Source organism: Streptomyces sp. NPDC051738, from assembly GCF_044453205.1.
GTDB lineage: Bacteria > Actinomycetota > Actinomycetes > Streptomycetales > Streptomycetaceae > Streptomyces.
The window spans coordinates 262,070-288,844 of record NZ_JBITCM010000007.1; the positions used below are offsets into that span (position 1 = coordinate 262,070).

Annotated in this window: 20 protein-coding genes and 2 pseudogenes; 9 read left to right on the plus strand and 13 right to left on the minus strand. The window is 69.7% G+C overall.

From position 1 onward, the window contains the following. Window positions 1-3: 3 nt before the first annotated feature. Both ACIA8X_RS18880 and ACIA8X_RS18885 read right to left on the minus strand, forming a co-directional pair. Window positions 4-894, minus strand: a complete 891-nt coding sequence (locus tag ACIA8X_RS18880) for a carbohydrate kinase family protein (protein WP_399458770.1) — start codon at window positions 892-894, stop codon at window positions 4-6. Window positions 895-1,176: 282 nt separating this feature from the next. Next, window positions 1,177-2,085: a pseudouridine-5'-phosphate glycosidase gene (locus ACIA8X_RS18885; RefSeq protein WP_393442745.1), complete on the minus strand. Its 909-nt coding sequence runs from the start codon at window positions 2,083-2,085 to the stop codon at window positions 1,177-1,179. 99 nt (window positions 2,086-2,184) lie between these two features. On the opposite strand from ACIA8X_RS18885, the gene ACIA8X_RS18890 reads away from it, so the two are divergent. Then, window positions 2,185-2,613 (plus strand): VOC family protein, encoded by a 429-nt coding sequence (locus ACIA8X_RS18890; protein ID WP_393442747.1) that lies wholly within the window; start codon window positions 2,185-2,187, stop codon window positions 2,611-2,613. Between the two features lie 99 nt (window positions 2,614-2,712). Here the strand turns inward: ACIA8X_RS18890 and fdhA are convergent. The 4 genes and pseudogenes from fdhA to ACIA8X_RS18910 form a co-directional block, all read right to left on the minus strand. Further along, window positions 2,713-3,938, minus strand: a pseudogene (gene fdhA / locus ACIA8X_RS18895) (formaldehyde dehydrogenase, glutathione-independent). A gap of 334 nt (window positions 3,939-4,272) precedes the next feature. Further along, window positions 4,273-5,562, minus strand: coding sequence for an MFS transporter (locus tag ACIA8X_RS18900; RefSeq protein ID WP_393442749.1), 1,290 nt, complete (start codon window positions 5,560-5,562; stop codon window positions 4,273-4,275). 160 nt (window positions 5,563-5,722) lie between these two features. Continuing rightward, complete coding sequence (locus ACIA8X_RS18905; RefSeq protein ID WP_393442750.1) at window positions 5,723-6,277, minus strand: methylated-DNA--[protein]-cysteine S-methyltransferase; 555 nt, start codon at window positions 6,275-6,277, stop codon at window positions 5,723-5,725. Between the two features lie 77 nt (window positions 6,278-6,354). Continuing rightward, a pseudogene (locus ACIA8X_RS18910) lies at window positions 6,355-7,212 on the minus strand (glycerophosphodiester phosphodiesterase); the annotation flags it as partial. Between the two features lie 278 nt (window positions 7,213-7,490). Between ACIA8X_RS18910 and ACIA8X_RS18915 the strand changes: the two are divergent. From ACIA8X_RS18915 to ACIA8X_RS18940, 6 genes are all read left to right on the plus strand, one after another. Then, window positions 7,491-8,357, plus strand: a complete 867-nt coding sequence (locus tag ACIA8X_RS18915; protein ID WP_399458698.1) for an MHYT domain-containing protein — start codon at window positions 7,491-7,493, stop codon at window positions 8,355-8,357. A 39-nt stretch (window positions 8,358-8,396) separates the two neighbouring features. Continuing rightward, entirely contained in the window at window positions 8,397-10,544 is a 2,148-nt protein-coding gene (gene uvrB, locus ACIA8X_RS18920) for an excinuclease ABC subunit UvrB (protein ID WP_393442754.1), read from the plus strand. Between the two features lie 197 nt (window positions 10,545-10,741). Further along, a complete protein-coding gene (locus ACIA8X_RS18925) occupies window positions 10,742-11,317 on the plus strand; it encodes a TerD family protein (RefSeq protein ID WP_393442756.1) in 576 nt (191 codons plus the stop codon). A gap of 64 nt (window positions 11,318-11,381) precedes the next feature. Next, on the plus strand, window positions 11,382-13,448 hold the full coding sequence (locus ACIA8X_RS18930) for a TerD family protein (RefSeq protein WP_399458699.1): 2,067 nt from the start codon (window positions 11,382-11,384) through the stop codon (window positions 13,446-13,448). Window positions 13,449-13,671: 223 nt separating this feature from the next. Further along, on the plus strand, window positions 13,672-14,673 hold the full coding sequence (locus ACIA8X_RS18935; protein WP_393442760.1) for a TerC family protein: 1,002 nt from the start codon (window positions 13,672-13,674) through the stop codon (window positions 14,671-14,673). A gap of 296 nt (window positions 14,674-14,969) precedes the next feature. After that, window positions 14,970-16,070 carry a calcium:proton antiporter gene (locus ACIA8X_RS18940; protein WP_399458700.1) on the plus strand — a complete coding sequence of 367 codons (1,101 nt, stop codon included), beginning with the start codon at window positions 14,970-14,972 and terminating at the stop codon, window positions 16,068-16,070. 65 nt (window positions 16,071-16,135) lie between these two features. Here ACIA8X_RS18940 and ACIA8X_RS18945 read toward each other — a convergent pair whose 3' ends face one another. Together ACIA8X_RS18945 and ACIA8X_RS18950 are read right to left on the minus strand one after the other, a co-directional pair. Then, window positions 16,136-17,407: an MFS transporter gene (locus tag ACIA8X_RS18945; protein WP_393442764.1), complete on the minus strand. Its 1,272-nt coding sequence runs from the start codon at window positions 17,405-17,407 to the stop codon at window positions 16,136-16,138. Between the two features lie 94 nt (window positions 17,408-17,501). Continuing rightward, complete coding sequence (locus ACIA8X_RS18950) at window positions 17,502-18,548, minus strand: S66 peptidase family protein (RefSeq protein WP_399458701.1); 1,047 nt, start codon at window positions 18,546-18,548, stop codon at window positions 17,502-17,504. Between the two features lie 104 nt (window positions 18,549-18,652). Here ACIA8X_RS18950 and aroQ point away from each other — a divergent pair, with 104 nt between their 5' ends. Then, on the plus strand, window positions 18,653-19,126 hold the full coding sequence (gene aroQ / locus ACIA8X_RS18955) for a type II 3-dehydroquinate dehydratase (RefSeq protein ID WP_393442768.1): 474 nt from the start codon (window positions 18,653-18,655) through the stop codon (window positions 19,124-19,126). Between the two features lie 79 nt (window positions 19,127-19,205). On the opposite strand, the gene ACIA8X_RS18960 is transcribed toward aroQ, so the two are convergent. The 5 genes from ACIA8X_RS18960 to ACIA8X_RS18980 form a co-directional block, all read right to left on the minus strand. Then, window positions 19,206-19,934: an amino acid ABC transporter ATP-binding protein gene (locus tag ACIA8X_RS18960; RefSeq protein WP_399458771.1), complete on the minus strand. Its 729-nt coding sequence runs from the start codon at window positions 19,932-19,934 to the stop codon at window positions 19,206-19,208. A gap of 20 nt (window positions 19,935-19,954) precedes the next feature. Continuing rightward, complete coding sequence (locus ACIA8X_RS18965; protein WP_393442770.1) at window positions 19,955-20,875, minus strand: amino acid ABC transporter permease; 921 nt, start codon at window positions 20,873-20,875, stop codon at window positions 19,955-19,957. Next, window positions 20,872-21,756, minus strand: coding sequence for an ABC transporter substrate-binding protein (locus tag ACIA8X_RS18970; RefSeq protein WP_393442772.1), 885 nt, complete (start codon window positions 21,754-21,756; stop codon window positions 20,872-20,874). Before ACIA8X_RS18970 ends, ACIA8X_RS18965 begins: the two co-directional genes overlap by 4 nt. Before the next feature lie 283 nt (window positions 21,757-22,039). Then, window positions 22,040-22,696 carry an MBL fold metallo-hydrolase gene (locus ACIA8X_RS18975; protein WP_393442774.1) on the minus strand — a complete coding sequence of 219 codons (657 nt, stop codon included), beginning with the start codon at window positions 22,694-22,696 and terminating at the stop codon, window positions 22,040-22,042. Window positions 22,697-22,741: 45 nt separating this feature from the next. Next, window positions 22,742-23,428, minus strand: a complete 687-nt coding sequence (locus ACIA8X_RS18980) for a maleylpyruvate isomerase family mycothiol-dependent enzyme (RefSeq protein WP_393442776.1) — start codon at window positions 23,426-23,428, stop codon at window positions 22,742-22,744. Window positions 23,429-23,675: 247 nt separating this feature from the next. Here ACIA8X_RS18980 and uvrA point away from each other — a divergent pair, with 247 nt between their 5' ends. Next, window positions 23,676-26,750 (plus strand): excinuclease ABC subunit UvrA, encoded by a 3,075-nt coding sequence (gene uvrA / locus ACIA8X_RS18985; RefSeq protein ID WP_399458702.1) that lies wholly within the window; start codon window positions 23,676-23,678, stop codon window positions 26,748-26,750. Window positions 26,751-26,775: the final 25 nt, after the last annotated feature.

Here is a 26,775-nt window from a genome sequence, read left to right on the forward strand (position 1 = left end):
CGTTCACCCTGGCCGCGGCGGCCTCCCGCCCACCCGCTCCACCGCCAGCGCTCCCGCCCGGCACCCCTCCCGAGCCGCGTCTTCCGGTCCGGTGCCGGAGAGAAGCGCCGCGAGGAAGGCGCCGGTGAAGGCGTCGCCCGCACCCGTCGTGTCCCTCGGTGCCGCCGGCACGGCGGGGACATGGGCGCTCGCGGTGCCCGACCGGGCGACCAAGGCGCCGTCCGCGCCCTGCTTGGCCACCACCAGCGGGACATGGAGGCTCAACTTTGCCGCCGCGTCCGCCCCATCGGGCAGCCCCGTGAGCAGGCACGCCTCGTCACGGCTCGGCAGCAGGACGTCCACGCCCTCCACCAGCGCCAGGAAACGGTCGACGCCGAGCGCCACGAGGAACCCCGCCGACGCCGGATCCAGGCTCACCGGCACGCCACGCGCGCGTGCGGACTTCAGAGCCACCGCAACGAGCGCCCGGCCCTGCTCGGAGAACAGCAGGTAGCCCGAGAGATGCAGCCGGGCGACGCCGTCGAGCACCGCATCCGACCAGTCGGCGGGTTCGAGGCGCAAGGACGCGCCGCTGTCGGTGAGGAAGGTGCGCTCGGCGGCAGCTCCGGTGTCGACCAGGCAGATGACCGTCCCGGTCGGCGCCTGCGGATCCACGACGAGACAGGGCCGTACTCCGCTCGCGGTCAGCTCGCGCTCGTGCCATGCGGCCGTGTCCGCTCCGACCCGCCCCAGCAGCCGCACGTCCGCACAGCCCCAATACGCGGCCCAGCAGGCCACGTTGGCGCCCGCGCCGCCCGGCACCGTCCGGATGGCCGCAGCCGTGTCCGTACCCGAGGCGAGCGGTCCCCGGTGCCGGGCGATCACGTCCGTCACCACGTCCCCGACCACCAGCAGCGCACCGTCGCGGGTGCCGTTGCCGGCCGGTCCGCTCCCCGAACCGTGAGGCGCTGTCCCGCCGTGGCCAGCCCGTCCGTTCCCCGAACTGTCCGGCGCTGTCCCGCTGTTGCCGTGCTCCTGCGCGGCTGCCTCGTTGCCCGGCCTGCGACCGCCCGCCTCACCCACGGTTCCGCGTGCCCCCGTTCCGGTTATGGGCCTCTCATATCCCGTTCCGGTCGTGGGCCGCTGACGCCCCGCCCAAGTCATGGCCGCTCACGCCCCGTCCCGGTCACCTGCCCCTCACGCTCCGGCCCACGCCGCCGCGATCCGCCCCGCCAGCCGTACGTTGCCGCGTACCGCCGCGAGATTTGCGCTCAGTGAGGCGCCGTCCGTATGCCGCACCAAGTAGTCCAACAGGAACGGCGTGACGGCCTGACCGGTGACGCCCTGCTCCTCGCACGCGTGCAGCGCGCCGGCGAGCACACGCGCGTGCAGGTCGGGATCCAGCTGTTCCTCCTCCGGCACCGGGTTGGCGACGATCAGTGCCGACTCGGGCCCGTCCAGGGCGTCCTGAGCGCGCATCACCTCGGCCACCTCCTGCGGCGACCCAAGTGTCCACTCCACCGGATGTCCCGAGTCGGAGAGGTAGAAGCCGGGGAAGCTCTCCGTGCGATAGCCGGCCACCGCGACACCCAGGGTCTCCAGCCGTTGCAGAGTCGCCGGAACATCGAGGATCGACTTCACGCCGGCACACACCACCGTGATCCTCGTACGTGCCAGGAGCCCCAGGTCGGCCGACTCGTCCTGGGTCACCGTCCACTCCCGGTGCACGCCGCCCAGCCCACCCGTCGCGAACACCCGGACGCCGGCGAGGGCCGCCAGCAGAGCCGTCGCCGACACCGTGGTCGCCCCGCTCGCCCCCGAGGCCACAGCGAGCGGCAGGTCACGGTGGCCCAGCTTGCGGATCCCGTCCTCGTTCGCGATCCGCTCCAGCTGCTCCTTGTCCAGCCCGACATGGGGGCGACCGTCCAGCACGGCGATCGTCGCGGGAACGGCACCCTCCCGCCGTACGACGTCCTCCAGCTCCAGCGCCACCTGCAGGTTGCGCGGGCGCGGCAGCCCGTGCGCGATGATCGTGGACTCCAGGGCCACCACGGGTCGACGCGCGTCGATCGCCTCTCGCACCTCTTCGGACACCACAAGCACCACGCGCCTGCCTCCTGTCTGTCGGTCTTCCCTCATCTCTGGCGGTCGGCGCCCCGGGTCAAACCCTTGCGACCTGTGGGAGACGACACCAGCCTGGAGTACATGACGGACAACACCGCACGTCTCGACCATGTCGTCCTCTGGGTGCGCGACCCGGTGGCGTCGGCCGACTTCTACGAGAAGGCGGTCGGCATGGAGCCGGTCAGGCTCTCCGAGTACTCCGCGGGGGCGGTTCCGTTCCCCTCCGTGCGCCTCAACGAGGAGACGATCCTCGACCTCATGCCGCTCACCATGGTGGAGCGCATGACAATGCTGCCCGGCGCCGCCGAGAGCTCAGGCCACCCGGTCAACCACGTCTGCCTGGCCCTGCCCGGCGACGACTTCGCCGCCCTGCGGGCCCGCCTGGAGGAACGCGGCGCGCCCGTGTCGGACATCTCCCACGACTCTTTCGGCGCGCGCGGCAAGGCCAAGCGCAGCTTCTATTTCCGCGACCCCGACGGCAACGTCTTCGAGGCGCGGCACTACGAGTAGCGAGCAGGGAAGGGGGCCACTCGGGTGTGGCCCCCTTGGAGATGTCAGGCCCTCCAGAGACGTCAGGACCTCTGGGGACGTCAGGTCGGCACGGCGACGTCAGACCGGCCGTGCGCCGTCCAGCGCCCCATGCGGGTTCAGCACGTACTTGCGGCTGGCGCCCTGGTCGAACTTGGCGTAGCCGCGCGGTGCGTCCTCGATCCCGATCACGGTCGCGTTGACCGCCTTGGCGATGTGCACCCGCTCATGCAGGATCGCCTGCATCAGGCTCCTGTGGTACTGCATCACCGGACACTGCCCGGTCGTGAAGCGGTGGCTCTTGGCCCAGCCGAGGCCGAGCCGCACCTTCAGCGTCCCGGACCTTGCGTCGTCGTCGATCCCGCCCGGATCGTCCGTGACATACAGCCCGGGATGCCGAGAGCACCGCCCGCGCGCGTGATGCCCATCAGCGAGTTGAGGACCGTCGCGGGCGCCTCGGGAGCATCCGGACCGTCGGCCCACGCCTCGAAGCCGACCGCGTCGACCGCCGCGTCCACCTCGGGCTCCCCGAGGATCTGCGCGATCTGCTCCCCTACGTCGCCGCGCGAGACGTCCACGGTCTCGCAGCCGAAGCTCCGCGCCTGGGCGAGGCGTTCGGCGTTCAGATCGCCGACGATGACGACGACGGCGCCCAGCAACTGCGCCGAAGCAGCCGCCGCGAGCCCGACCGGGCCCGCCCCGGCGAAGTACACCGTCGACCCGACGCCCGCACCCGAGCTGACCACGCCATGGAAGCCGGTCGGGAAGATGTCCGACAGCATGGTCAGGTCGAGCAGCTTCTCGCGCGCCTGGTCCCGGTCGGGGAACTTCAACAAGTTGAAGTCCGCATAGGGGACCATGACGAACTCGGCCTGCCCGCCGACCCAGCCGCCCATGTCGCCATAGCCGTACGCCGCCCCGGGACGGGCCGGGTTTACGTTCAGACAGATGCCGGTCTTGCGCTCCTTACAGTTACGGCACCGCCCGCAGGCGATGTTGAACGGTACGGAGACGACGTCCCCGACGTCGATGGTCTCGACGTCCGGCCCCCGTTCGACGACCTCCCCGGTGATCTCGTGTCCGAGGACCAGCCCCTCCGGCGCGGTCGTCCGCCCCCGCACCATGTGCTGATCGCTGCCGCAGATGTTGGTCGCGAGGACCTTGAGGAGCACCCCGTGCCGGCACTTGCGGCCGATGTTCGCGGAGGCCACCCCTGGTCCGTCCTGGAGCTCGAGCGTCGGGTAGTCGATCGTCCTGACCTCCACCGCGCCCGGCTTGAGATACGCCACTGCCCTGTTTCCGCTCATGCGTGATCGCTGTCCTTTCGGCTCCGGGTCTTCCAGATGCCAGTCGGATGCCAGCGGCTGTGGGCATGACCGAGTCTGCTACTGACGCCCTTTTCCGGCTTCTTCTCGCGTGTACCGCCAGGGCTCGGCTCGGAGCCGACGCGTGCGTCCACGGCCGCGCCGGAGGCCGGGCAGAGGCCGGGCAGAGGCCGGGCCGACTTCCTGCCGATGCCGATGCCGATGCCGATGCCGATGCCGATGCCGATGGCTGTGGCTATGGGTACGGGTGTGACGTCACGCAGGCGCGATCACCTGGCTCGGCGATTCACCCGTGAGGGACGGCCAGGCCGCGACCTCAACCGTCCGCGGAGACGTCCCGCGCCCGCTGCCTGCCCCGCGTGAACAGCGCAAACGCCGCCAGGGGGACAAGGAGGCACGCGGCGGTGAAGTTCAGCCAGGCATAGCTCGCCCGGGCGGCCACAAGCCCGGCGACCGCTCCGCCGACGCCGGCGGAGGTGTTCATGACGAGGTCCGACAGCCCCTGAGCGGCGGCCCGCGCGGGCTGCGGCACGGAGTCCGTGAGCAGCGCGGAACCGGAGACGAGCCCCGCTGACCAGCCCAGACCCAGCACGAAGAGCCCGACGGCTGTCTGCCCGTGACTGCCGCCCGCCGTACCGGCGAGGAACGCCGCGCACGCCAGCAGCCCTACGCAGAGCCCGATCCCGGACAACCGCCCCAGCCGGTCCGACAGCCGCCCCATCAGCGGCGCGAACGCGTACATGCCTGCGATGTGCCCGCTGATGACCAGCCCGATCAGATCGATGCCCGCGCCGTGGTGGGCGAGGTCGACCGGCGTCATCGACATCACCGAGACCATCGCCGTGTGCGCCACGGCGACCGTCACCACCGCGAGCCGCGCCCGCGGCGAGGCGGCCACGGCGGCCAGCCCGGCGCGCAGCGAACGACCCGCGGGCGACTGTTCGTCGGCAGGTGCGAGCGCCCGAGCCGTCAGCAGGGGGTCCGGTCGTAGCAGTACGGCCACGAAGGCCGCGGATATCAGGAAGGTCCCGCCCGCCCACAGGAACGGGCCGGCCGCCGCGGGTATCCCGAGGCCCGTGACGCTACGACCGGCGGGCGCGGCAATGTTCGGACCGAGGACCGCGCCTATGGTCGTCGCCCACACGACGAGCGAGATGGCCCGCGCCCGCCGCTCCGGCTCGGCCAGATCGGCGGCGGCGAACCGCGCCTGCAGGTTCGCCGACGAGGCCGCGCCGAAGGCGGCCATCCCGCACAGCAACAGGGGAAAGCTCCCGACGCTGGCCGCAACCACGGTGACACCGGCGCCCACCGCCCCGATGAGATAGGCCAGCACCAGCCCGGGACGGCGACCGCGCGCGGTCATCAGGGCCGCCAGCGGCATCGACAGCACCGCCGTACCGGCGACGGTCGCGGTGGGCGCGAGCCCGGACAAGGACTCGGCGCCGCTGACCTCCGTGGCCAACACGGCCGCGAGCGCGATTCCGGTGGCCACGCCCAGCCCGCCCAGGATCTGCGTCGCGATCAGCACCGCCGATATACGGCGCCGCAGGGCAGGCAACCGGTCGGGCGTGACGCTCGCGATGAGCTGCCGCTCGACGGCGGTCACGACGCGCACCCGGCTGTCCCGGCTGCACGGCGCACCGGATCGGCCGACAGGGGACAGCACACTGCACCGGCTGCGTACAGGTGGGTGATGGGTGTCACCACAGCCGCAGCCTCCCCTTCTTGCCTCGCCTGCCCAATCCCTCTGAAGCCCCAGAAACCTGTCAGAACAGCGGCTCCGGCAGCACCCCCTCCAGCGCGAGCAGCTTCCGCTTGGTCTCCAGGCCGCCCCCGAACCCGCCGATGCCGCCGTCGCTCTCCACGACCCGGTGACAGGGCACCACCACGGGCAGCGGATTGGCGCCCATCGCCATCCCCACCGCCTGGGCGGCACCCGGCTGCCCGACCCGACCGGCCAGATCGCCGTACCCGACAACCGTGCCGTAGGGGACCCCGGAGGCCAGCTCGCGCAGCACCTCCCGGTTGAAGCCGGAGATGAGCGACCAGTCCAGCGGCAACTCGAAGTCGCGCCGCGTACCCGCGAAGTACTCCTCCACCTGACGTATCGCCTCGGCCAGCACAGGGGAGCCGGGTGCCTCGACCGGCTCGCTGCCCAGCCGGGACGCCAGTGCGTCGAGTGTCTTGTCGCGCACCCTCTCCGTGGCGTGGAAGACGACACTGACCAGGCCATCGCGGGTCGCGGTCAGCATCAGTGGACCGATGTCGGTACCGACGACGGCCCACACGACCTGCTGCTCGTACTGCCCATGGCTGTCCATGCGCCCACCGTACGACCCACCACTGACAACGCCCCGGGAGCGGACGCCGGCTCCTGCGCGGGGCCTGGGTCCTCGGCCACGGCGTCCCTCACCACGTCGGGAGTGTTGGTGATGATGCCGTCGACGCCGTACCCGGCGACCAGCCGGGCGTTGTCCGCGTCGTTCACGGTCCAGGTGAAGACCTCCAGCGGCCTGCCGTGCGGTCCCTTGAACGCGTGGACGGAGGTGACGTAGCCCCTGGAGATGGAGGTGTACGAAGGGTTGATCTGGTCGGTGAAGGTCGCGTACCCGGCGAGATCCGCCGCAGGTGGCGTCCCGAGGAAGCCGGTCTTCACGGCGGGCTTCAGCTCGTGGACGGTCCGCACGCTTTCCGTGCTGAAGCTCTGCACGATCAAACGGCTCGCCAGGTGGTGCGGATCAAGCCAACCCGCGTCGTCCAGCACCTTGAGGGTCTGCCGCTCGATGCCCGGGTACAGATCGGGGTTCTTGATCTCCAGGAGCAGCTTCTGGTGGTGCACCTCCACGCGGTGCATGAACTGCTCCAGCGTCGGCACGCGCGCGCCCGCGTGTGCGGGGCCGAACCACCTGCCCGCGTCCAGGCGGGCGATCTCGGCGGCTGTGAAGTCCTTCACCTTCCAAGGCGCCCGGTCGGGAAAGACCTGCTCCACGTCGGTCGTGCGCTTCAGGTTGTCGTCGTGGAGGACGACCAGCTCACCGTCCTTGGTGCGCTGTACGTCGTTCTCGACCCAGCTGATGCCCAGTTCGGCGGCCTTGTCGACGGCGGCCAGCGTGTTCTCCGGAGCGTAGGCGGAGGCCCCCCGGTGGGCGATGACCGTGGGCGGCTCGGCGTCCGCCCGGGCGTGGGAGGCCGGAAGCAGAAGAGCGGCGGTCCCCAGGAGCGCGGTCGTCGTGGCGGCCACAGCGCGCGCGTGCATGCGTACTCCTCGCATCGAACGATCACGGACAGCTCAACTGTGACAGCAGACGGTCAACGGCGAGGGAGTACAGAATGGCCACAGATTGAATGGAGTTGCCCGGGCCCGCTCACCTCTGCCGCACAACTGGGGCAAGCCCGTGTTTCTTTGCCGGAAAATCGTTCGACCATTGCGGTGGGAGTTACCCTCTGCCTCAACCCTGACCGCTCGGGCGGTCCTGGGAGGGGGCGCATTTCACGGAGTTCCGGGACGTAAGAGGGCGGGAAGGGCAGCTGCGTATGCAGGGCACGATCGACGGATTCAGCTATGGACTCGTCACACCGCTGGTGGCCTACCTCATGGCCTGCCTGGGCGGTGCTCTCGGGCTGCGCTGCACCACCAGATCGATGCTCGTTTCGCAGTCCTGGCGCCCGGGCTGGCTCGCGCTGGGATCGGCGGCCATCGGCTCCGGGATATGGACCATGCACTTCGTCGCGATGATGGGGTTCACCGTCGAGGAGACGCCCATCCACTACGACAAACCGATGACGTTCGCGAGCCTGGCCGTGGCCATCGTCATGGTGGGCGTCGGGATCTTCATCGTCGGTTACAAGGGGGCCAGCGGAACCGCGCTGTTCACCGGCGGAACGATCACTGGCCTGGGCATAGCCTCGATGCACTACCTGGGCATGGCCGGGATGCAACTGAACGGCAGGTTGGAGTACAACACGCTGACCGTCTCCGCCTCCGTCGTGATAGCGATGGTGGCGGCCACCGCCGCCCTGTGGGCCGCCGGACAGGTCAGAGGATTCCTGTGGAGCGTGGGCGCGAGCCTCGTCATGGGGCTCGCCGTCAGTGGCATGCACTACACGGGCATGGCGGCCCTCAGCGTCCATCTCCACCGCACGGAGACTCTCTCCTCGGGCGACTCGCCCGCCTCCCTGCTCGCGCCGATGCTGGTCGGCCCGCTCGCTTTCCTGCTCCTCGCGGGCGCCGTCGTCCTGTTCGACCCGAAGATGGTCATGGGTAAACCCACCGGGGCCCCCGTCGAGCACAAGCCGGGTGTCCCGGCCCACGCCACCGTCCCGCACCCGACCCGCCGCCCACCGCTGCGGCCCCGCCGCACCAAGGGACGCCAAGGGTCCCGGACCCCGCAGAACCACTGATCGGACCGCGTTGTCAGTGGCGGGTCGTACGGTGGGTTCATGCGGCCCGTTTCCAGCATCGAACGCACGGTGGCGCCCTTCGAGGTCGTCAGTCCCTACCAGCCCAGCGGCGACCAGCCGCAGGCCATCGCCGAGCTCGCCCGGCGCGTCGAGTCCGGCGAGAAGGACGTCGTCCTGCTCGGCGCGACCGGCACAGGCAAGTCCGCCACCACCGCGTGGATGATCGAGAAGCTCCAGCGCCCCACCCTCGTGATGGCGCCGAACAAGACGCTGGCCGCCCAGCTGGCGAACGAATTCCGCGAGCTCCTGCCGAACAATGCCGTCGAGTACTTCGTCTCGTACTACGACTATTACCAGCCCGAGGCTTACGTCCCGCAGTCGGACACCTACATCGAGAAGGACTCCTCGATCAACGAGGAGGTCGAACGCCTGCGCCACTCCGCGACCAACTCGCTGCTCACCCGCCGTGACGTCGTCGTGGTCGCCTCGGTCTCCTGCATCTACGGCCTCGGTACGCCGCAGGAATACGTGGACCGCATGGTCCCCCTCAAGGTCGGCGAGGAGATCGACCGGGACCAACTGCTGCGCCGCTTCGTGGACATCCAGTACACGCGCAATGACATGGCCTTCACCCGCGGCACCTTCCGGGTTCGCGGCGACACCGTCGAGATCTTCCCGGTCTACGAGGAGCTCGCGGTCCGCATCGAGATGTTCGGCGACGAGATCGAGGCCCTGTCCACGCTCCACCCGCTCACCGGCGAGATCATCAGCGACGACGAGCAGCTGTACGTCTTCCCGGCCTCCCACTATGTCGCCGGCCCCGAGCGCCTGGAGCGGGCCGCCAACGACATCGAGAAGGAGCTGGGGGAGCGTCTCGCCGAGCTGGAGAAGCAGGGCAAGCTCCTGGAGGCCCAGCGCCTGCGGATGCGTACGACCTACGACCTCGAGATGCTCCGCCAGATCGGCAGCTGCTCCGGCGTCGAGAACTACTCGATGCACTTCGACGGCCGCGAGCCCGGCTCCCCGCCGAACACCCTGCTGGACTACTTCCCGGACGACTTCCTGCTCGTCATCGACGAGTCGCATGTCACGGTGCCGCAGATCGGGGCCATGTACGAGGGCGACGCATCCCGCAAGCGCACCCTCGTCGACCACGGCTTCCGCCTGCCCTCCGCCCTCGACAACCGCCCCTTGAAGTGGGAGGAGTTCCAGGGCCGCATCGGGCAGACCGTCTACCTGTCGGCGACCCCCGGCAACTACGAGCTCTCCCGCGGGGACGGCCAGGTCGAGCAGATCATCCGTCCCACCGGCCTCGTCGACCCGGAAGTCGTCGTCAAGCCCACCGAGGGCCAGATCGACGACCTCGTCCACGAGATCCGGGACCGCGTCGAGAAGGACGAGCGCGTCCTGGTCACCACCCTCACCAAGAAGATGGCCGAGGACCTCACGGCCTACTTCCTGGAGCTCGGCATCCAGGTCCGCTATCTGCACAGCGACGTCGACACTCTGCGCCGTGTCGAGCTGCTGCGGGAGCTGCGCGCCGGCGAGTTCGACGTCCTCGTCGGCATCAACCTCCTGCGTGAGGGCCTCGACCTCCCCGAGGTGTCCCTGGTGGCGATCCTCGACGCCGACAAGGAGGGCTTCCTGCGCTCCGGCACTTCCCTCATCCAGACCATCGGCCGCGCGGCGCGCAATGTCTCCGGCCAGGTTCATATGTACGCCGACAAGATCACCCCGGCGATGGAGAAGGCCATCGACGAGACCAACCGCCGCCGGGAGAAGCAGGTCGCGTACAACAAGGCGAAGGGCATCGACCCCCAGCCACTGCGCAAGAAGATCAACGACATCGTCGCGCAGATCGCCCGCGAGGACGTCGACACGGAACAGCTGCTCGGTAGCGGCTACCGCGCCAAGAAGGACGGCCGGGGCACCAAGGCGCCGGTGCCCTCCCTCGGCGACAAGGCGGCCAAGGGCGCGAAGGCGGCCAAGTCCGCCAAGGGCAAGGCGAAGGAGACGGTGCCGACCGACCGGCCGGCGGCCGATCTCGCCGAGCAGATCGAGGAGTTGACGGAGCGTATGCGCGCCGCCGCCGCGGATCTGCAGTTCGAGATCGCGGCCCGACTCCGTGACGAGGTGTCCGAGATGAAGAAGGAACTGCGCCAGATGAAGGAGGCGGGCCTGGCCTGACGGGACCACGGGCTCTGGTCCCCGGCCCGGGAGGGGAGCCCCCGAACGGCCTTCGGGGGCTGCCGAGTACGCGCTGTGTTGCAAGACCGACACAAAGTGCGGACCGGGGTACGGCACTGTCAGTGCCCCTGCGTAGGGTTCTGGTCATCCGCGGAGCCCGCGGCCAACAGGGGACAGCTCGAGAGGGGAATCAGCACGTGTCCGTCAACATGACCAAGGGTCAGGCCATCAGTCTGCAGAAGAACGACGGTGGCAGCCTGACCGCTGTGCGCATGGGTCTCGGCTGGCAGGCGGCTCCCCGGCGCGGCCTGTTCGGCTCGCGGACACGGGAGGTCGACCTCGACGCCTCCGCCGTCCTGTTCGCGGACAAGCAGCCGGTCGACGTCGTCTTCTTCCGCCACCTGGTGAGCGACGACGGCTCGGTGCGTCACACCGGGGACAACCTCGTCGGCGGTGTCGGCCAGGGCGACGACGAGGCGATCCTCGTCGACCTCGCGCGCATCCCGGTCCACATCGACCAGATCGTCTTCACGGTGAATTCCTTCACGGGCCAGACCTTCCAGGAGGTGCAGAACGCGTTCTGCCGCCTGGTCGACGAGACCAACGGCGAGGAGCTCGCCCGCTACACCCTCGCGGGCGGCGGTTCCTACACCGCCCAGATCATGGCGAAGGTGCACCGCTCGGGCCCGGGCTGGTCGATGACGGCCCTCGGCACCCCGGCCAACGGCCGCACCTTCCAGGACCTGATGCCGGCGATCCTGCCGCACCTGTAAGAGCTGAACGGCGGCCCGGCGGGCGGCACACGACACGACACATGCGATACGGGGGGACGAAGGCATGACGGCCGAGCTGGTGCGGGGGCAGAACCACCCGCTCTCCCAGGCCCGTCTGGAGATCCGGGTCTCGGCCGGCACGCCGATCGTGGCGGGAGCCACGCTCGGCGACGAGCAGGGCAGGATTCACGGCGTCGAATGGGTGGCTCACCCGGGCGCCCCCACTCTGCCCGGCCTTGAGGTCTCCCGGCAGGCGGCCGCCGACCATCGCCTCGCGGTGGACCTGGACGCCATGCCGGAGGCCGTCCACCGCGTCAGTGTGCTGCTCGCCCTGCCGACCAGGGCGGGCGGGCCGACCCGGTTCGGCGCCGTCGCCACCCCCTTCGTCGCGGTCACCGGCCTCGACGGCACCGAGGTCGCCAGCTACACCATCACCGGCTTGGAGGCCGAGTCGGCCGTCGTCGCCCTGGAGCTCTACCGCCGCCAGGACGCCTGGAAGGTGCGCGCGATCGGCCAGGGCTACGCCGGCGGCCTCGCCGACCTTCTCACGGACCAGGGCCTGCCCCAGGCCCATCAACTCGCCGACGGCATCAACGAAGCCGTGGCCCAGGGCATGGCCCGCTCGGTGCCGGCGCCCCCGCCGCGGACCGACGGCGACCGCTCCCGGCAGACGGCCGCACCGGCGCTCGGCCCGGACCAGGGCGGCCCCGCGTCGCAGGGCACCCCAGGTCCCGTACCACCGCAGCCGACGTCGCCGTACGGCGCCCAGACCCCGGGTGGGGCCGGGCAGCCGACGCCGCCGTACGACATCCAGTCGCCCGGCGCACCGGGCCAGCCCACGCAGCAGGCGTCGTATCAGGACGGAACCGGCGCCACCGACTCCGCCCAGCCGTCCGCCCCCACGTCCGGCGGACCGATCGACTACAGCCACCCGCGCCGCCAGAACGCGGCTCCGCCACCGCCCCCGCCGACCGCGCCCCCGGCCCAGCCCGGGCAGCCCGCACAGCCCGTCGCGGGCGACGCCACCGGCTGGTCGATGGACGAGCGGCTGTACAACCAGGTGTGGGGCATGTTCGAGGACCTGGCCCGTACGACCTCCGCCTACCGCAGCGCGGTCGACTTCGCCGAGTCGCGCATGGAGAAGGAGCTCGACCAGGTCCTGTCGGACCCGCGCAGCCGGATCGGCGGCCAGGGCGACGCCGCACGCGAGGCGGCCCAGGCCAAGCACGCGCAACTCGTCAACCAGGCCAGGGCGACGCTCGACCGGGACATCGCCCAGCTCACCGCCGAGGCCGAGGTCGTCGAACCCGCGCTGCCGCCCGCCTACGCGCGCTGGGACAACCCCGTCTGGCACGGCTACCGCGCACCGATGGAGATCCCCATGGCCCTGCGCCTGGGCGACCTCCACCTGCCCGAGAGCGACCGGTTGCGCATCCCGATGCTGGTCCGGCTGCCGCTGGAGCGCGGCCTGTGGATCGACAGCGGGCGCGGCGGATCGCTCGACGGTTCGTTCACCGACTCCCACGACCTGCGGCGCCTCGCCATGGAGACGGCGGTGGCGCACGCTGCCCGGCTGCTCGCCGTCTATCCGGCGGACGAGTTCACCGTGCACGTCATCGATCCGGCCGGTTCGGGCGCCCTGCCGCTGGCACCGCTGGTGCAGACCGGTGTGCTCGCGGCCCCGCCCGCGTTGGGCGCGGCGGGCGTCGCGGAGGTGCTGGCTCGGCTCACTCAGCGCGTCGACCTGGTGCAGATGGCGGTGCGCGGCGGTGCGCCCGACTCCCTGCCGCCCGGTTTCGACACTTCCGAGCAGCTGCTGATCGTCAACGACTTCCCGCACGGCTTCGACGACCGGGCCGTGAACCAGCTGCGCTACCTGGCGGACGAAGGGCCGGCCGTCGGCGTCCACCTGATGATGGTCGCGGACCGGGAGGAGGCGGCCGGGTACGGCCCGTTGCTCGACCCGTTGTGGCGTTCGCTGATGCGACTGACGCCGGTTCCGGACGACCACCTCGCCGACCCGTGGGTGGGGCACGCCTGGACCTACGAGCCCTCACTCGTGCCGCCCGGCAGCCAAGTGCTCCAGCAGGTGCTCACGCAGGTCGCCGCAGCTCGCGCCAAGTATTGGTAAAGAGCCTCTGACCAGCGCACTTGGCGCTTCTTTTGCCAATCGCTTTACCTTTCCTTGGTGATTGGGTACTGTTCATTGCACGGAGGGGAGTACTCCCTGTCTGCTGCGGCGTACCCGTCAATACGGATCAGGCCAGATCCCGGGGCGTCGGCCCATCATGGGTGGAAGAGACCTCCGGCGCGCGACGACGCTGACATTTGCCGTTACGACTGCCGGAGGCGCAGTGGATGTTTCCCCGACCCTATGGGTCCTGACCATCGTGGGCCTTGCCGCCCTGATCGCGGTCGATTTCTTCATAGGCCGTAAGCCCCATGACGTGTCGATCAAGGAAGCCGGAATCTGGACCGTTGTCTGGATCGTTCTGGCAGGCCTCTTCGGGCTCGGCCTGATGATCTTCGGCGGCGGGCAGGCCGGCGGCGAGTTCTTCGCGGGCTTCATCACCGAGAAGTCGCTGAGCGTCGACAACCTCTTCGTCTTCGTCCTGATCATGGCGAAGTTCGCGGTGCCGTCCCAGTACCAGCAGCGAGTACTGCTGGTCGGTGTCCTCATAGCCCTGGTGCTGCGGGCCATCTTCATCGCCGCGGGTGCCGCGATCCTCGCCAGTTTCGCGTGGGTGTTCTACATCTTCGGCGCCTTCCTGATTTGGACCGCCTGGAAGCTCATCCAGGAAGCCCGGTCCGGCGAGGAGGACGAGGAGTTCGAGGAGAACAAGCTGCTGAAGGCGGCCGAGCGCAGGTTCGGTGTCGCCGACCGCTACCACGGCACCAAGCTGTGGATCCAGGAGAACGGCAAGCGGGTCATGACCCCGATGCTGGTCGTGATGCTGGCGATCGGCTCGACCGACGTGCTGTTCGCCCTCGACTCCATCCCGGCGATCTTCGGCCTGACGCAGGACCCGTACATCGTGTTCACGGCCAACGCCTTCGCGCTGATGGGTCTGCGGCAGCTGTACTTCCTCATCGGTGGCCTGCTGAAGAAGCTGGTCCACCTCAGCTACGGCCTGTCGATCATCCTCGGCTTCATCGGCGTCAAGCTGGTGCTGCACGCGCTGCACGAGTCCGGCGTCCACGTCCCCGAGATCAGCATTCCGGTCTCGCTCGGCGTGATCTGCGCGGTCCTGATCGTCACCACGATCACCAGCCTGATGGCCTCCAAGAAGCAGGCGGCTGCCGAGGCGGCGCAGGAGCGCAGCGAAGGCGCTCCGAAGGACAGCATCGACGTCTGACCACGTCGGACGTAGGAACGACCAACACCGGGAGTGGTGCCCAGCGAATCGCCGAGCACCGCTCCCGGTGCTTTGTCATGCGCGGGGTGTCCTCGACCGGCGACCAAGTCTCGCGGAGCAGACGGCCGCGCTGTGCAGCAGGGCGCCGTCCTTCACGGACTGCGACGTACAGGAGATGACCGATTTCGCGCAGCGACATACGCCCCACAGAAACCCCGCACCCCGAGGGCGCGGGACCGCCTGACACCCACCCGGACCGGAATGCGAAGCCCCAAGCCCTCTGCGACGATCGCTCCATGATCGCTCGGCTCGGGCCGCTCACGACCCGGTGGACGTCCTTCGTGCCGGTGCTCGCGGTCGTCCTGCTGGTCTTCACCTGGGGACGGGACCTGCCCGGCTGGGCCGTCGCCCTGGTGACGCTCGTCCTCGCGGGGGCCGTCCTGGCCGCCGTGCACCACGCCGAAGTGATCGCCCACAGAGTCGGCGAACCCTTCGGCTCCCTCGTCCTCGCCGTCGCCGTCACGATCATCGAGGTCGCCCTGATCGTGACCCTGATGGCGGACGGGGGCGACAAGAGCTCCACCCTCGCCCGGGACACGGTCTTCGCGGCCGTGATGATCACCTGCAACGGCATCGTCGGCCTCTGCCTGCTGGTCGCCTCGCTGCGACACCGTACGGCGGTGTTCAACCCCGAGGGCACCGGAGCCGCGCTCGCGACCGTCGCCACCCTGGCCACGCTCAGCCTGGTGCTGCCGACGTTCACGACGAGCAAGCCCGGGCCGGAGTTCTCCAGCGTCCAGCTGACGTTCGCGGCGCTCTCCTCGCTGATCCTCTACGGCCTGTTCGTGGCGACCCAGACCGTGCGGCACCGCGACTACTTCCTGCCCATCACCCGGCAGGGCGACGTGATCACGGCGGACGACCACGCCGACGCGCCCTCCGCCCGGACCGCCTGGATCAGCCTGGGGTTGCTGGGCCTGGCCCTGATCGGGGTGGTCGGCCTGGCCAAGGGGGTGTCGCCCACCATCGAGTCCGGCGTCGCGGCCGCTGACCTGCCTCACGCCGTCGTCGGCGTGATCATCGCCCTGCTGGTGCTGCTCCCCGAGACGATCGCCGCGCTGCGCTCAGCCCGCCGTGACCGTGTGCAGACCAGCCTGAACCTCGCGCTCGGCTCGGCGATGGCCAGCATCGGCCTGACCATCCCCGCGGTCGCCCTGGCCTCCATCTGGCTCTCCGGCCCCCTCGTCCTCGGCCTCGGCCCCACCCACATGGTGCTGCTCGCCCTGACGGTGGTGGTGAGCTCGCTGACGGTGGTGCCGGGCCGGGCGACGCCGCTCCAGGGCGGCGTCCACCTGGTGCTGTTCGCGGCGTATCTGGAGCTCGCACTCAATCCGTAACCGCCGTTGCTTCCGGAGCTCGCGCCCAAGCCGTATCCACCGTCGTTCATGTGTGCAGCGACCCGTCACCCGGTGGCGGGCTTCGCTGCCACAGCGGATGCCGGACGCGTCTCCGGCAGCAGTGCGAAGCACCCCAGGCTGAGCAGTGCGATCCCCGTCAGATACGCCCCCACACCCCAGGGCACCCGGCCGCCCTGCTCGGCGAGCGCCGTCGCCGCGATCGGCGTGAGCGCGCCCCCGAGAACGCCACCGAGGTTGTAGCCCACCGCGGCGCCGGTGCAGCGCACCCGGGGCTCGTACAGCTCGGGCAGATACGCGGCGATCACGGCGAACATCGTGATGAACGCGAGCATCGCCCCGAGGAAGCCCAGGAACATCAGCAACGGCTCGCCCGTGGCGAGGAGCGCGACCATCGGGAACATCCACAGGGCGGCGGCGGTGCATCCGATCAGGGTCAGGGGCCGCCGCCCGTACCGGTCGCCGAGCACCGCCGCCACGGGGGTGAGCGAGCCCTTCACCAGCACCACGGCCATGATGCAGGTCAGCATGACGCTGCGGTCCACTCCGAGTCGCTCCGTGGCGTAGGCGAGGGACCAGGTCGTCACGGCGTAGAAGATCGCGTAACCGATGGCGAGCGCCCCGGCGGTCAGCAGCACCAGCCGCCAGTGGTCGCGCACGACCTCGGCGAGCGGCACGCGCGCGTGGTCGTCGATTTCGAGGAACCGGGGACTCTCGGTGAGCGACGACCGCAGCCACAGCCCCACCACGGCCAGCACACCGGCCGCCCAGAAGGGCACGCGCCATCCCCACGCGGCGAACTGCGCCTCGGTCAGCGTCGCCGACAGCCCCAGCACGACCCCGTTGGCGAGCAGGAAGCCGACCGCGGGCCCGACCTGCGGGAAGCTGGACCACAAGCCGCGTCGCTCGACCGGCGCGTGCTCCACGGTCAGCAGCACGGCACCACCCCACTCGCCGCCGAGGCCGAGCCCCTGGAGAAAACGCAGCACGAGCAGCAGCAGGGGAGCGAACACACCGATCGTGTCGTACGTCGGTACGCAGCCGACCGCGACCGTGGAGGCACCGGTCAGCAGCAGCGAGGCGACGAGGACCGGCCGGCGTCCGTGCCGGTCGCCGATGTGCCCGAACAGCACCGACCCCAGTGGCCGGGCCACAAAACCCACGCCGAACGTCACGAAGGCGGCCAGGGTACCCGCGACCGGCGAGAACGTCGGGAAGAACAGCGGCCCCAGGACCAGCGCCGCGGCGGTCCCGTAGACGAAGAAGTCGTAGAACTCGATGGCCGTCCCGGCGAGCGAGGCGGTCGCGAGCCGCAGCATGGAGGGAGCCTTTACTGTGCGTGCATCGTGCATGCTGCGTCAACTACCCACGGTGACCGTGGGTTACGGGGGCGTACGGGCGCGCGGGGCTTCGTCAGTATGTGACGGTGATGCGCCGGGCAGGGCCGTCGACGCGGACGATGCCGCCGTAGGGAATGACGAGTTGCGGGTCGGTGTGGCCGAAGTCCACGTCGAAGACGATCGAGGTGTTGGGGGCGTACATACGCATGGCCCGCAGCACGGCCTCACGTTGCTCGGATGCGTAACGAGCGGCCTCCTCGGGGCTGTTGGGGCGCTCGAAGGACCAGGTCTTCGCCCGGCCCATGAGCAGCGCGGAGAAGCGCTGGAGCAGCCCGCGCTCGCCCATGTTCCGCAGGGTGCGGAAGACCTCTGTGCCGCTCGGCATCTCCTCGGAAGTCTCCAGGAGCAGCACTCCGCCTTCGTACTCGGAAAGGTCGCGAGCGATCTCGCGATCGGCCATCAGGAGCCAGCCGAGAATCTCCAGACAGCCGCCCCAACTGCGGCCCTCCACTACCCGGTCGTCGTTCACCCACGTCCATCCGCTGCCGGGCCGCGTCTCCGGCTCCGCGTCGAAGGTCGCCGGGTCGGCCCAGTCGCGGTTGACGTCGTTCCAGCGCTCGGCAGGCCGGAGTTCGTACTCACCGGAGGTGAACAGCGCGGCCCGCAGTGATTCGGCGGTCAACGGTTCCATGGCGACGGAGCGGCCCAGTGCGGTCATCACGGTCGCGCCGTGGTACCCGACGATCCCCGTGTTACGCAGGTACATGAGCAGGTTCGTGTTGTCGCTCATCCCGAAGAACGGCTTCGGGTTCGCCCGGATCAACTCGCGGTCCAGCAGCGGCAGCACGGTGATCTGGTCGTCGCCGCCGATGGACGCGATGACCGCCTTGATGTCGGGGTCGGCGAACGCGGCGTGGATGTCGTCGGCCCGCTCCTGCGGGATCGAGCCCATCTTGCGGGTCGCCGGGTATTCGACCGGTTCGAGCTCGTAGTCCTTGCGCAGTCGCTCCAGACCCAGTTCAAAGGGGCGCGGGAAGAGGCCGGGCAGGCCCGCGCCGGGGGAGATGACGGCGATGCGGTCGCCGGGGGAGGGCTTGGGAGGGTACGAGATCATGGTCATGACTGGAGGGTAGGACCCAGGGCGTGGGCCGTGCACCGTGATAAACCGGGGTCTGAGCAGCGGTGGTCGACGGACCGCCCGACCCCGAACGGACCGGAGGAACCGTGCCCCGCACCCTGGCCAACGCCCCGATCATGATTCTCAACGGCCCCAACCTGAACCTGCTCGGCCAGCGCCAGCCGGAGATCTACGGCTCGGAGACCCTGGCCGATGTCGAGGCCCTGTGCGCGAAGGCGGCGGCCGCGCACGGCGGCACGATCGACTTCCGGCAGTCCAACCACGAGGGTGAGTTGGTCGACTGGATCCACGAGGCACGGCTGAACCACTGCGGGATCGTGATCAACCCCGGCGCCTACTCGCACACGTCGGTTGCGATTCTGGACGCACTCAACACCTGTGACGGACTGCCCGTGTTGGAGGTCCACATCTCCAACATCCACAAGCGCGAGTCGTTCCGGCACCACTCGTACGTCTCCCTGCGCGCCGACGGCGTCATCGCCGGGTGCGGTGTGCAGGGGTACGTCTTCGGGGTGGAGCGGGTCGCGGCGCTGGCGGGCGCGGGACAGGCGGACACCTGATCTGGACGGGCGGGGCGGGCGGCCACTTGACCTGGTCGGCGGGGCGGCTGTAAGGACCGCCCGCCGTGGTGAGCGCTCCTTACAGCCGCCCCGCCTCCACGATCCGCCGCAGGAAGCGCTGAGTGCGTTCCTGCTGCGGATCGCCGAAGATCTGCTCGGCCGTGCCGCGCTCCAGCACCACGCCTCCGTCCAGAAAGCAAACCTGGTCGGCGACCTCGCGTGCGAACCCCATCTCATGGGTGGCCAGCACCATGGTCATCCCGTCTTCCTTCAAGTCACGGACGACGGTGAGGACTTCGCCCACGAGCTCCGGATCGAGCGCGGCGGTGACCTCGTCGAGCAGCAGCAGCCGGGGACGTACCGCAAGCGCGCGCACGATCGCGACGCGCTGCTGCTGACCGCCGCTCAGCCGATCCGGGTACTCGCCCGCCTTCTCGGCCAGCCCGAGCCGCTCCAGCAGCTCACGCGCGCGTGCCTCGGACTGCGCGCGGGACACGCCGTGCACGCGGCGTGGGGCGAGGGTGATGTTCTCCAGGACCGTCATGTGCGGGAAGAGGTTGTACGCCTGGAACACCACGCCGATACGGCGCCGTACGGCGTCCTGGTCGACGCGCGGATCGGTGATCTCCTCGCCGTCCAGCCAGATCGCGCCGTCGTCGATGTCCTCCAGAAGGTTCGCGCACCGCAGCAGCGTCGACTTGCCGGAGCCGGAGGCGCCGATCAGCGCGGTCACCGTGTGCGGGGCGACCTCCAGATCGACGTCCCGCAGCACGACCGAGCCACCGAAGGTCTTGCGGACGGACTCCATACGCAGCACAGGTGCGTCGCTCACAGGGCTCCTCCTTGGGCGCGCCGACGGTCCATCCGGGCCGTCACCCAGTCCGTGAAGCGGGTCATCGGGATGGTCAGCGCCACGAAGACCAAGCCGGCGACGATGTACGGCGTGTAGTTGAGGCTGCGTCCCACGACGATGTCCGCGGCGCGTACGGCGTCCACCGCGCCGCCGATCGACACCAGACCGGTGTCCTTCTGCAACGACACCAGGTCGTTCAGCAGCGGCGGCACCTGACGGCGTACGGCCTGGGGCAGGACGACGTGACGCAGCGCCTGCCGGTTGGTGAGGCCGAGGGAGCGGGCCGCGGCGCGCTGCGAGGGGTGCACGGACTCGATGCCCGCGCGGAACACCTCGGCGACGTACGCCGAATACGTCAGCGTCAGCGCCGTACCGCCCAGCAGCACCGGATCGACGGTCACGCCCTGCAGCCGCAGCGCGGGGACGCCGAGGACGACGATCATGAGGTTAATGATGAGCGGAAGGCCCCGGAAGAAGTCCGTGTACGCCGCCGCCAGCGCGCGCAGAGGGAAGAACACCGGGCCGCGCAGAGTGCGCGCGACGGCGATGAGCATGCCGAGGACCAGTACGGCCACGCCGCAGATCAACAGCAGCCGGACATTGAGCCAGAGCCCTTCGAGCACCTTGGGAAACGCCTCGCGCGCGTACTCCCAGCTGAAGAACGTCTCCTTGGTGCGCGGCCAGCCCGGCGCATTGACCACGACCAGGTAGAGAACGACGCCGGTGACCAGGGTGGAGAGGGCGGCGATCGCCGTGGCGCGGCGGGCGCGGGCGCGCTTGTAGCGCTCGCGGTCGAGACGTCGCTGCGAGGGGACGTAACCGTCGCCGCCCGCTCCGGCCATGTCACCGCCGTCGTCGGCGCCCCCGTGGCCGGACTCCTGCTTCGTTACCGTCACTTGAGCACCGGGGCGTCGACGGCGTCCGACAGCCACTGCTGCTCGAGCTTGGCCAGGGTGCCGTTCTCGCGCAGGGTGTCCACTGCGTCCGTCACGCACGCGGTGAGCGCGCTGCCCTTGTCGAGCACGAGCCCGAACTGCTCCGGCGTACCGCTCTGGTTCTCGAACTGGCCGACGATCGTCGCGTCCGTCACCTCGGCCGCGGTGATGTAGAAGGCGGTCGGCAGGTCGACGACGATGGCGTCCACCTGACCGTTCTTCAGCGCGGACTTGGCCTGGTCGTTCTTGGCGTACGCGGCGGCCTCCTGGGTCGGCTTCACCACGTCGTCGATGTAGTCGAGGCTGGTGGTGCCGACCTGGGCGCCCAGCTTGAGACCCTTCAGGTCCGCGATGCTCTTGGCCTTGGCCGCCTTGCTGTCCTTCAGGGCGATGACGGCCTGGCGGACGTCGTAGTAGCCGGACGAGAAGTCCACGGCCTTCTTGCGCTCGTCGCTGATGGACACCTGGTTGATGTCGAAGTCGAAGGTCTTCACGCCGGGCGCGAAGGCCTTGTTGAACGGCACGCTCTGCCAGACGACGGCACTCTTGTCGTAGCCGAGCTGCTTCGCCACCTCGTAGGCCACCGCCGACTCGAAGCCCTCACCATTGGCGGGCTTGTCGTCCTTGAACCAGGGCTCGTACGCCGGCTCGTCGGTGGCGATCGTCAGCTTGCCTGAGGTCTGGGTGGCCAACTTGCCCTTGGCGCAGGTGCTCCCGGCCGACCCCGACGGCGTGTCGGCGGCCTTGCCGTCCGGCTGCGGAGCACAGCCGAGAGCGGTGGCGAGGAGGGCTGTCGTTGCGACGGCGACGGCGCGGCGCAGCGCGCGAGGGGCAGGGTGCATGGCGGGAGATTGACAGTACACCGTCGCTTTTGTCGAGGTCACGACGGTGAATGTCCGCATAGTGGGAACGGGTGTTGCGTTCCTGTGAATTGTCCCCATAGCAGTCGCCGGGGCCGCCGGCCGAGGGCGGGGATGTGAGACCGGCGGCCCGTACCGCTCAGGAGCCGTCATCCTGCGCGGGGCTGCTTCCAGTTGACCGCGCAACAACGCCCGCCGGGAGTGCGCGCATGGCACCGGCGCGTGTGAATGGTTCACACGGGGCGCGTACGCGCGGCGCGCGGGCTCACCAGCCCCGTGCGTGCCACTCCGGCAGATGGGGCCGTTCCGCGCCCAGCGTCGTGTCGTTGCCGTGTCCCGGGTAGACCCAGGTCTCGTCCGGGAGCACGTCGAAGATCTTCGTCTCGACGTCGTGGATCAGGCTGGCGAACGCCTCTGGATCCTTACGGGTGTTGCCCACGCCGCCCGGGAACAGGCAGTCCCCGGTGAACACATGGGGATGCCCGTGCGGGTCGTCGTAGACGAGGGCGATCGAGCCCGGCGTGTGCCCGACCAGGTGGCGCGCGGTGAGCTCCACGCGCCCCACCCGGATGGTGTCGCCGTCGTCGACCAGGACGTCGGTCGACACCGGGATGCCCTCGGCGTCGTCGCGTCCGGCGTGGGTGCGCGCGCCGGTCGCCTCGACGACCGCGGCGAGAGCCTGCCAGTGGTCGCCGTGCTGGTGCGTGGTGACGACGGACGCGATGCCGTCGTCACCGATCATGCCGAGCAGCGTCTCCGCCTCGTTGGCGGCGTCGATCAGCAGCTGCTCGTCCGTGGCCCGGCAGCGCAGCAGATAGGCGTTGTTGTCCATCGGGCCGACCGCGATCTTGGTGATCATCAGGTCCTTGAGCTCGTGCACGTCGGCGGGGCCACCGACCGTCACCTGTCCGCTGTAGGTCATGTCGGCAGCCTATAGCCGTAGCGGGGGCGCTGGGCTGTCCAGGCGTTACAGCGGGGGAAGCGACGGCAGCGTGCCCCCCTCCGTGCTCAGGGCGGCCCCGTCGCGGCGGCCGGCGAGCCAGCCGAGCAGGTCGGGTGCGGACCCTCGGACGGTGACCTCGGCAGCGCCCGCCTCCCGGCCCGTGCTCCACGCGCGCGTGCCGTCCGTGAGACGAGTCGGCGGCACATCGGGGTGCCCGGTGAACCTCTCCGAGAGGAAGTCGATCTCCCGCTCCACGAACTCGGCCGGCAGGTCCTCCAGCTCGTACCCGATTCCGAGATCCACGTGGTGCAGCTCCACCTCCACCCACCGCCGGAACGGAACCCGGGCCGCCGCGTCGGTGACGCCGTTGCGTAGCTCCACCGTGCGCGACCAGTCCGCGGGTGCCGCTCCCGTGTCCTGGAAGCGGGCCGCGCTCTCACGTACATCGGTGAGCTGGACGTCGAGGAGCCGCGGGCCGTCCCGCTCGATGTCGGCGTCCCGGGCGGTGCCGGAGACGTACATGGGCCGCCCTTCGAGGACGTTCACGAGCGCGTCCGCGTTGCGGGCGAGATGGGCAAGGACGTGGCCGCGGCTCCAGCCGGGGAGCCGTGACGGCTCGGCCACCGATGCGTTGTCCAGCTTGGCCGCTGCGGTGAGCAGCCGATCGGTCGCTTCGCGTACAGACACCAGGTCACGAGCGTGATCAATCATGGTGCTGACACTAGCCCCGCCACACCTTTGGGTGAAGGTGGTGAACGAGTGCCGTAAATCGAATGCGCGTGCTATAGGGTCGGTCGTGACGTCGGGCATGCTGGATGGTCCGGGATTGTTCTCGCATACGGGAATCCGACCGGCGTTGTCAGTGGCTCCCCCTAGTCTGAGATTCACGGGGGCCTAGTCCGAGAAGCACGGGGGCCTCGCCCCCTTGTCACTTCTCTCAAGAAAGGTGCGGACCGGCGTGGCCGACCGTCTCATCGTCCGTGGCGCGCGCGAGCACAACCTGAAGAATGTCTCGCTCGACCTGCCGCGCGACTCGCTCATCGTCTTCACGGGCCTGTCGGGGTCGGGCAAGTCCTCGCTGGCCTTCGACACCATCTTCGCCGAGGGACAGCGCCGCTACGTGGAGTCGCTGTCGTCGTACGCCCGGCAGTTCCTCGGCCAGATGGACAAGCCGGACGTCGACTTCATCGAGGGTCTGTCCCCGGCGGTCTCCATCGACCAGAAGTCGACGTCGCGCAACCCGCGCTCGACGGTCGGCACCATCACCGAGGTCTACGACTACCTGCGTCTGCTCTTCGCGCGCATCGGCAAGCCGCACTGCCCCGAGTGCGGCCGCCCGATCTCCCGCCAGTCGCCGCAGGCCATCGTCGACAGGGTCCTGGAGCTGCCGGAGGGGAGCCGCTTCCAGGTGCTGTCGCCGCTCGTGCGCGAGCGCAAGGGTGAGTTCGTCGACCTCTTCGCCGATCTCCAGACCAAGGGCTACTCCCGCGCGCGGGTGGACGGCGAGACGATCCAGCTCTCCAACCCGCCTACGCTGAAGAAGCAGGAGAAGCACACCATCGAGGTGGTCGTCGACCGCCTCACGGTGAAGGACTCCGCCAAGCGCCGGCTCACCGACTCCGTGGAGACCGCCCTCGGCCTGTCCGGCGGCATGGTCGTGCTCGACTTCGTCGACCTCCCGGAGGGCGACCCCGAGCGCGAGCGGATGTACTCGGAGCACCTGTACTGCCCGTACGACGACCTCTCCTTCGAGGAGCTGGAGCCGCGCTCCTTCTCCTTCAACTCGCCCTTCGGCGCCTGCCCCGAGTGCACCGGTATCGGCACGCGCATGGAGGTCGACCCCGAGCTGATCGTCCCGGACGAGGACAAGTCGCTCGACGAGGGCGCCATCCACCCCTGGTCGCACGGCCACACCAAGGACTACTTCGGCCGCCTGATCGGAGCCCTCGCGGACGCGCTGGGATTCCGTACGGACATCCCCTTCGCGGGCCTGCCGCAGCGCGCCAAGAAGGCCCTGCTCCACGGGCACAAGACGCAGATCGAGGTCCGGTACCGCAACCGGTACGGCCGTGAGCGTGTGTACACGACGCCCTTCGAAGGCGCCGTCCCCTTCGTCAAGCGCCGGCACAGCGAGGCCGAGAGCGACGCCAGCCGCGAGCGCTTCGAGGGGTACATGCGCGAGGTGCCGTGCCCCACCTGTGAGGGCACGCGTCTGAAGCCGATCGTCCTCGCGGTCACGATCATGGAGAAGTCGATCGCCGAGGTCTCCGCGATGTCCATCAGCGACTGCGCGGAGTTCCTGGGCGAGCTGAAGCTCAACGCCCGCGACAAGAAGATCGCCGAGCGCGTGCTGAAGGAGGTCAACGAGCGGCTGCGGTTCCTGGTCGACGTCGGCCTGGACTACCTCTCGCTCAACCGTGCGGCGGGCACGCTGTCCGGTGGCGAGGCCCAGCGCATCCGCCTGGCCACTCAGATCGGCTCCGGCCTGGTCGGCGTGCTGTACGTCCTCGACGAGCCGTCCATCGGCCTGCATCAGCGTGACAACCACCGGCTGATCGAGACCCTGGTCCGGCTGCGCGACATGGGCAACACGCTCATCGTCGTCGAGCACGACGAGGACACCATCAAGACCGCCGACTGGGTCGTCGACATCGGCCCCGGCGCCGGTGAGCACGGCGGCAAGGTCGTACACAGCGGCTCCCTGAAGGAGCTGCTCGCCAACGCGGAGTCGCAGACCGGTCAGTACCTGGCCGGCAAGAAGGCGATCCCGCTGCCCGACATCCGCCGCCCGCACGACCCGTCCCGGAAGCTCACCGTGCACGGCGCCCGTGAGAACAACCTCCAGGACATCGACGTCTCGTTCCCGCTGGGCGTGTTCACGGCGGTCACCGGCGTGTCCGGCTCCGGCAAGTCGACGCTGGTCAACGACATCCTTTACACGCACCTGGCGCGCGAGCTCAACGGCGCACGCAACGTCCCCGGGCGGCACACGCGCGTGGACGGCGACGACCTCGTCGACAAGGTCGTGCACGTCGACCAGTCGCCCATCGGCCGCACCCCGCGCTCGAACCCGGCGACGTACACCGGCGTCTTCGACCACATCCGCAAGCTGTTCGCCGAGACCACCGAGGCGAAGGTCCGCGGCTACATGCCGGGCCGCTTCTCCTTCAACGTCAAGGGCGGCCGCTGCGAGAACTGCGCGGGCGACGGCACCATCAAGATCGAGATGAACTTCCTCCCGGACGTGTACGTCCCGTGCGAGGTCTGCCATGGCGCCCGGTACAACCGGGAGACCCTGGAGGTCCACTACAAGGGCAAGTCCATCTCCGAGGTCCTGAACATGCCGATCGAAGAGGCCATGGACTTCTTCGAGGCCGTCCCGGCGATCAACCGCCACCTCAAGACGCTGAACGACGTCGGCCTCGGCTACGTCCGCCTCGGCCAGTCCGCCACCACCCTGTCCGGCGGTGAGGCCCAGCGGGTGAAGCTCGCCAGCGAGCTGCAGAAGCGCTCCACCGGCCGCACGGTCTACGTCCTCGACGAGCCGACCACCGGTCTGCACTTCGAGGACATCAGCAAGCTGCTGAAGGTCCTCGCCGGTCTGGTCGACAAGGGCAACACGGTCATCGTCATCGAGCACAACCTCGACGTGATCAAGACCGCGGACTGGGTCGTGGACATGGGTCCCGAGGGCGGCGCCGGCGGTGGCCTCGTCATCGCCGAGGGAACGCCCGAGGCGATCGCCGCGGTCCCGGCCAGCCACACCGGCAAGTTCCTGCGCGAGATCCTCGGCGCCGACCGGATCAGCGACGCGTCCTCGGTGAAGGCCCCGCGCAAGACCGCCGCCAAGAAGACGGTGGCGGCAGGAGCGACAGCGAGGAAGACCGCGACAGCCAAGACCACGAAGACGGCCGCGGCCACGAAGTCGACCGCGACCACGAAGGCCGCCAACAACAAGGCCACCGACAAGGCGGCCGGGGCCACGAAGAAGGCGACGCCCGCCAAGAAGACCACCCGGGCCCGCAAGGCCTGAGGCGGGCGGGCAACGGGCCCGAACA

Excerpts from the sequence above, each read along its gene's own strand:
- ACIA8X_RS18890 (WP_393442747.1), top strand. The coding sequence starts at position 2,185 with ATGACGGACAACACCGCACGTCTCGACCATGTCGTCCTCTGGGTGCGC.
- ACIA8X_RS18905 (WP_393442750.1), bottom strand. The coding sequence starts at position 6,277 with ATGGACAGCCATGGGCAGTACGAGCAGCAGGTCGTGTGGGCCGTCGTC.
- ACIA8X_RS18915 (WP_399458698.1), top strand. The coding sequence starts at position 7,491 with ATGCAGGGCACGATCGACGGATTCAGCTATGGACTCGTCACACCGCTG.
- uvrB (WP_393442754.1), top strand. The coding sequence starts at position 8,397 with ATGCGGCCCGTTTCCAGCATCGAACGCACGGTGGCGCCCTTCGAGGTC.
- ACIA8X_RS18930 (WP_399458699.1), top strand. The coding sequence starts at position 11,382 with ATGACGGCCGAGCTGGTGCGGGGGCAGAACCACCCGCTCTCCCAGGCC.
- ACIA8X_RS18940 (WP_399458700.1), top strand. The coding sequence starts at position 14,970 with ATGATCGCTCGGCTCGGGCCGCTCACGACCCGGTGGACGTCCTTCGTG.
- ACIA8X_RS18945 (WP_393442764.1), bottom strand. The coding sequence starts at position 17,407 with ATGCTGCGGCTCGCGACCGCCTCGCTCGCCGGGACGGCCATCGAGTTC.
- ACIA8X_RS18950 (WP_399458701.1), bottom strand. The coding sequence starts at position 18,548 with ATGACCATGATCTCGTACCCTCCCAAGCCCTCCCCCGGCGACCGCATC.
- ACIA8X_RS18960 (WP_399458771.1), bottom strand. The coding sequence starts at position 19,934 with ATGGAGTCCGTCCGCAAGACCTTCGGTGGCTCGGTCGTGCTGCGGGAC.
- ACIA8X_RS18970 (WP_393442772.1), bottom strand. The coding sequence starts at position 21,756 with ATGCACCCTGCCCCTCGCGCGCTGCGCCGCGCCGTCGCCGTCGCAACG.
- ACIA8X_RS18975 (WP_393442774.1), bottom strand. The coding sequence starts at position 22,696 with ATGACCTACAGCGGACAGGTGACGGTCGGTGGCCCCGCCGACGTGCAC.
- ACIA8X_RS18980 (WP_393442776.1), bottom strand. The coding sequence starts at position 23,428 with ATGATTGATCACGCTCGTGACCTGGTGTCTGTACGCGAAGCGACCGAT.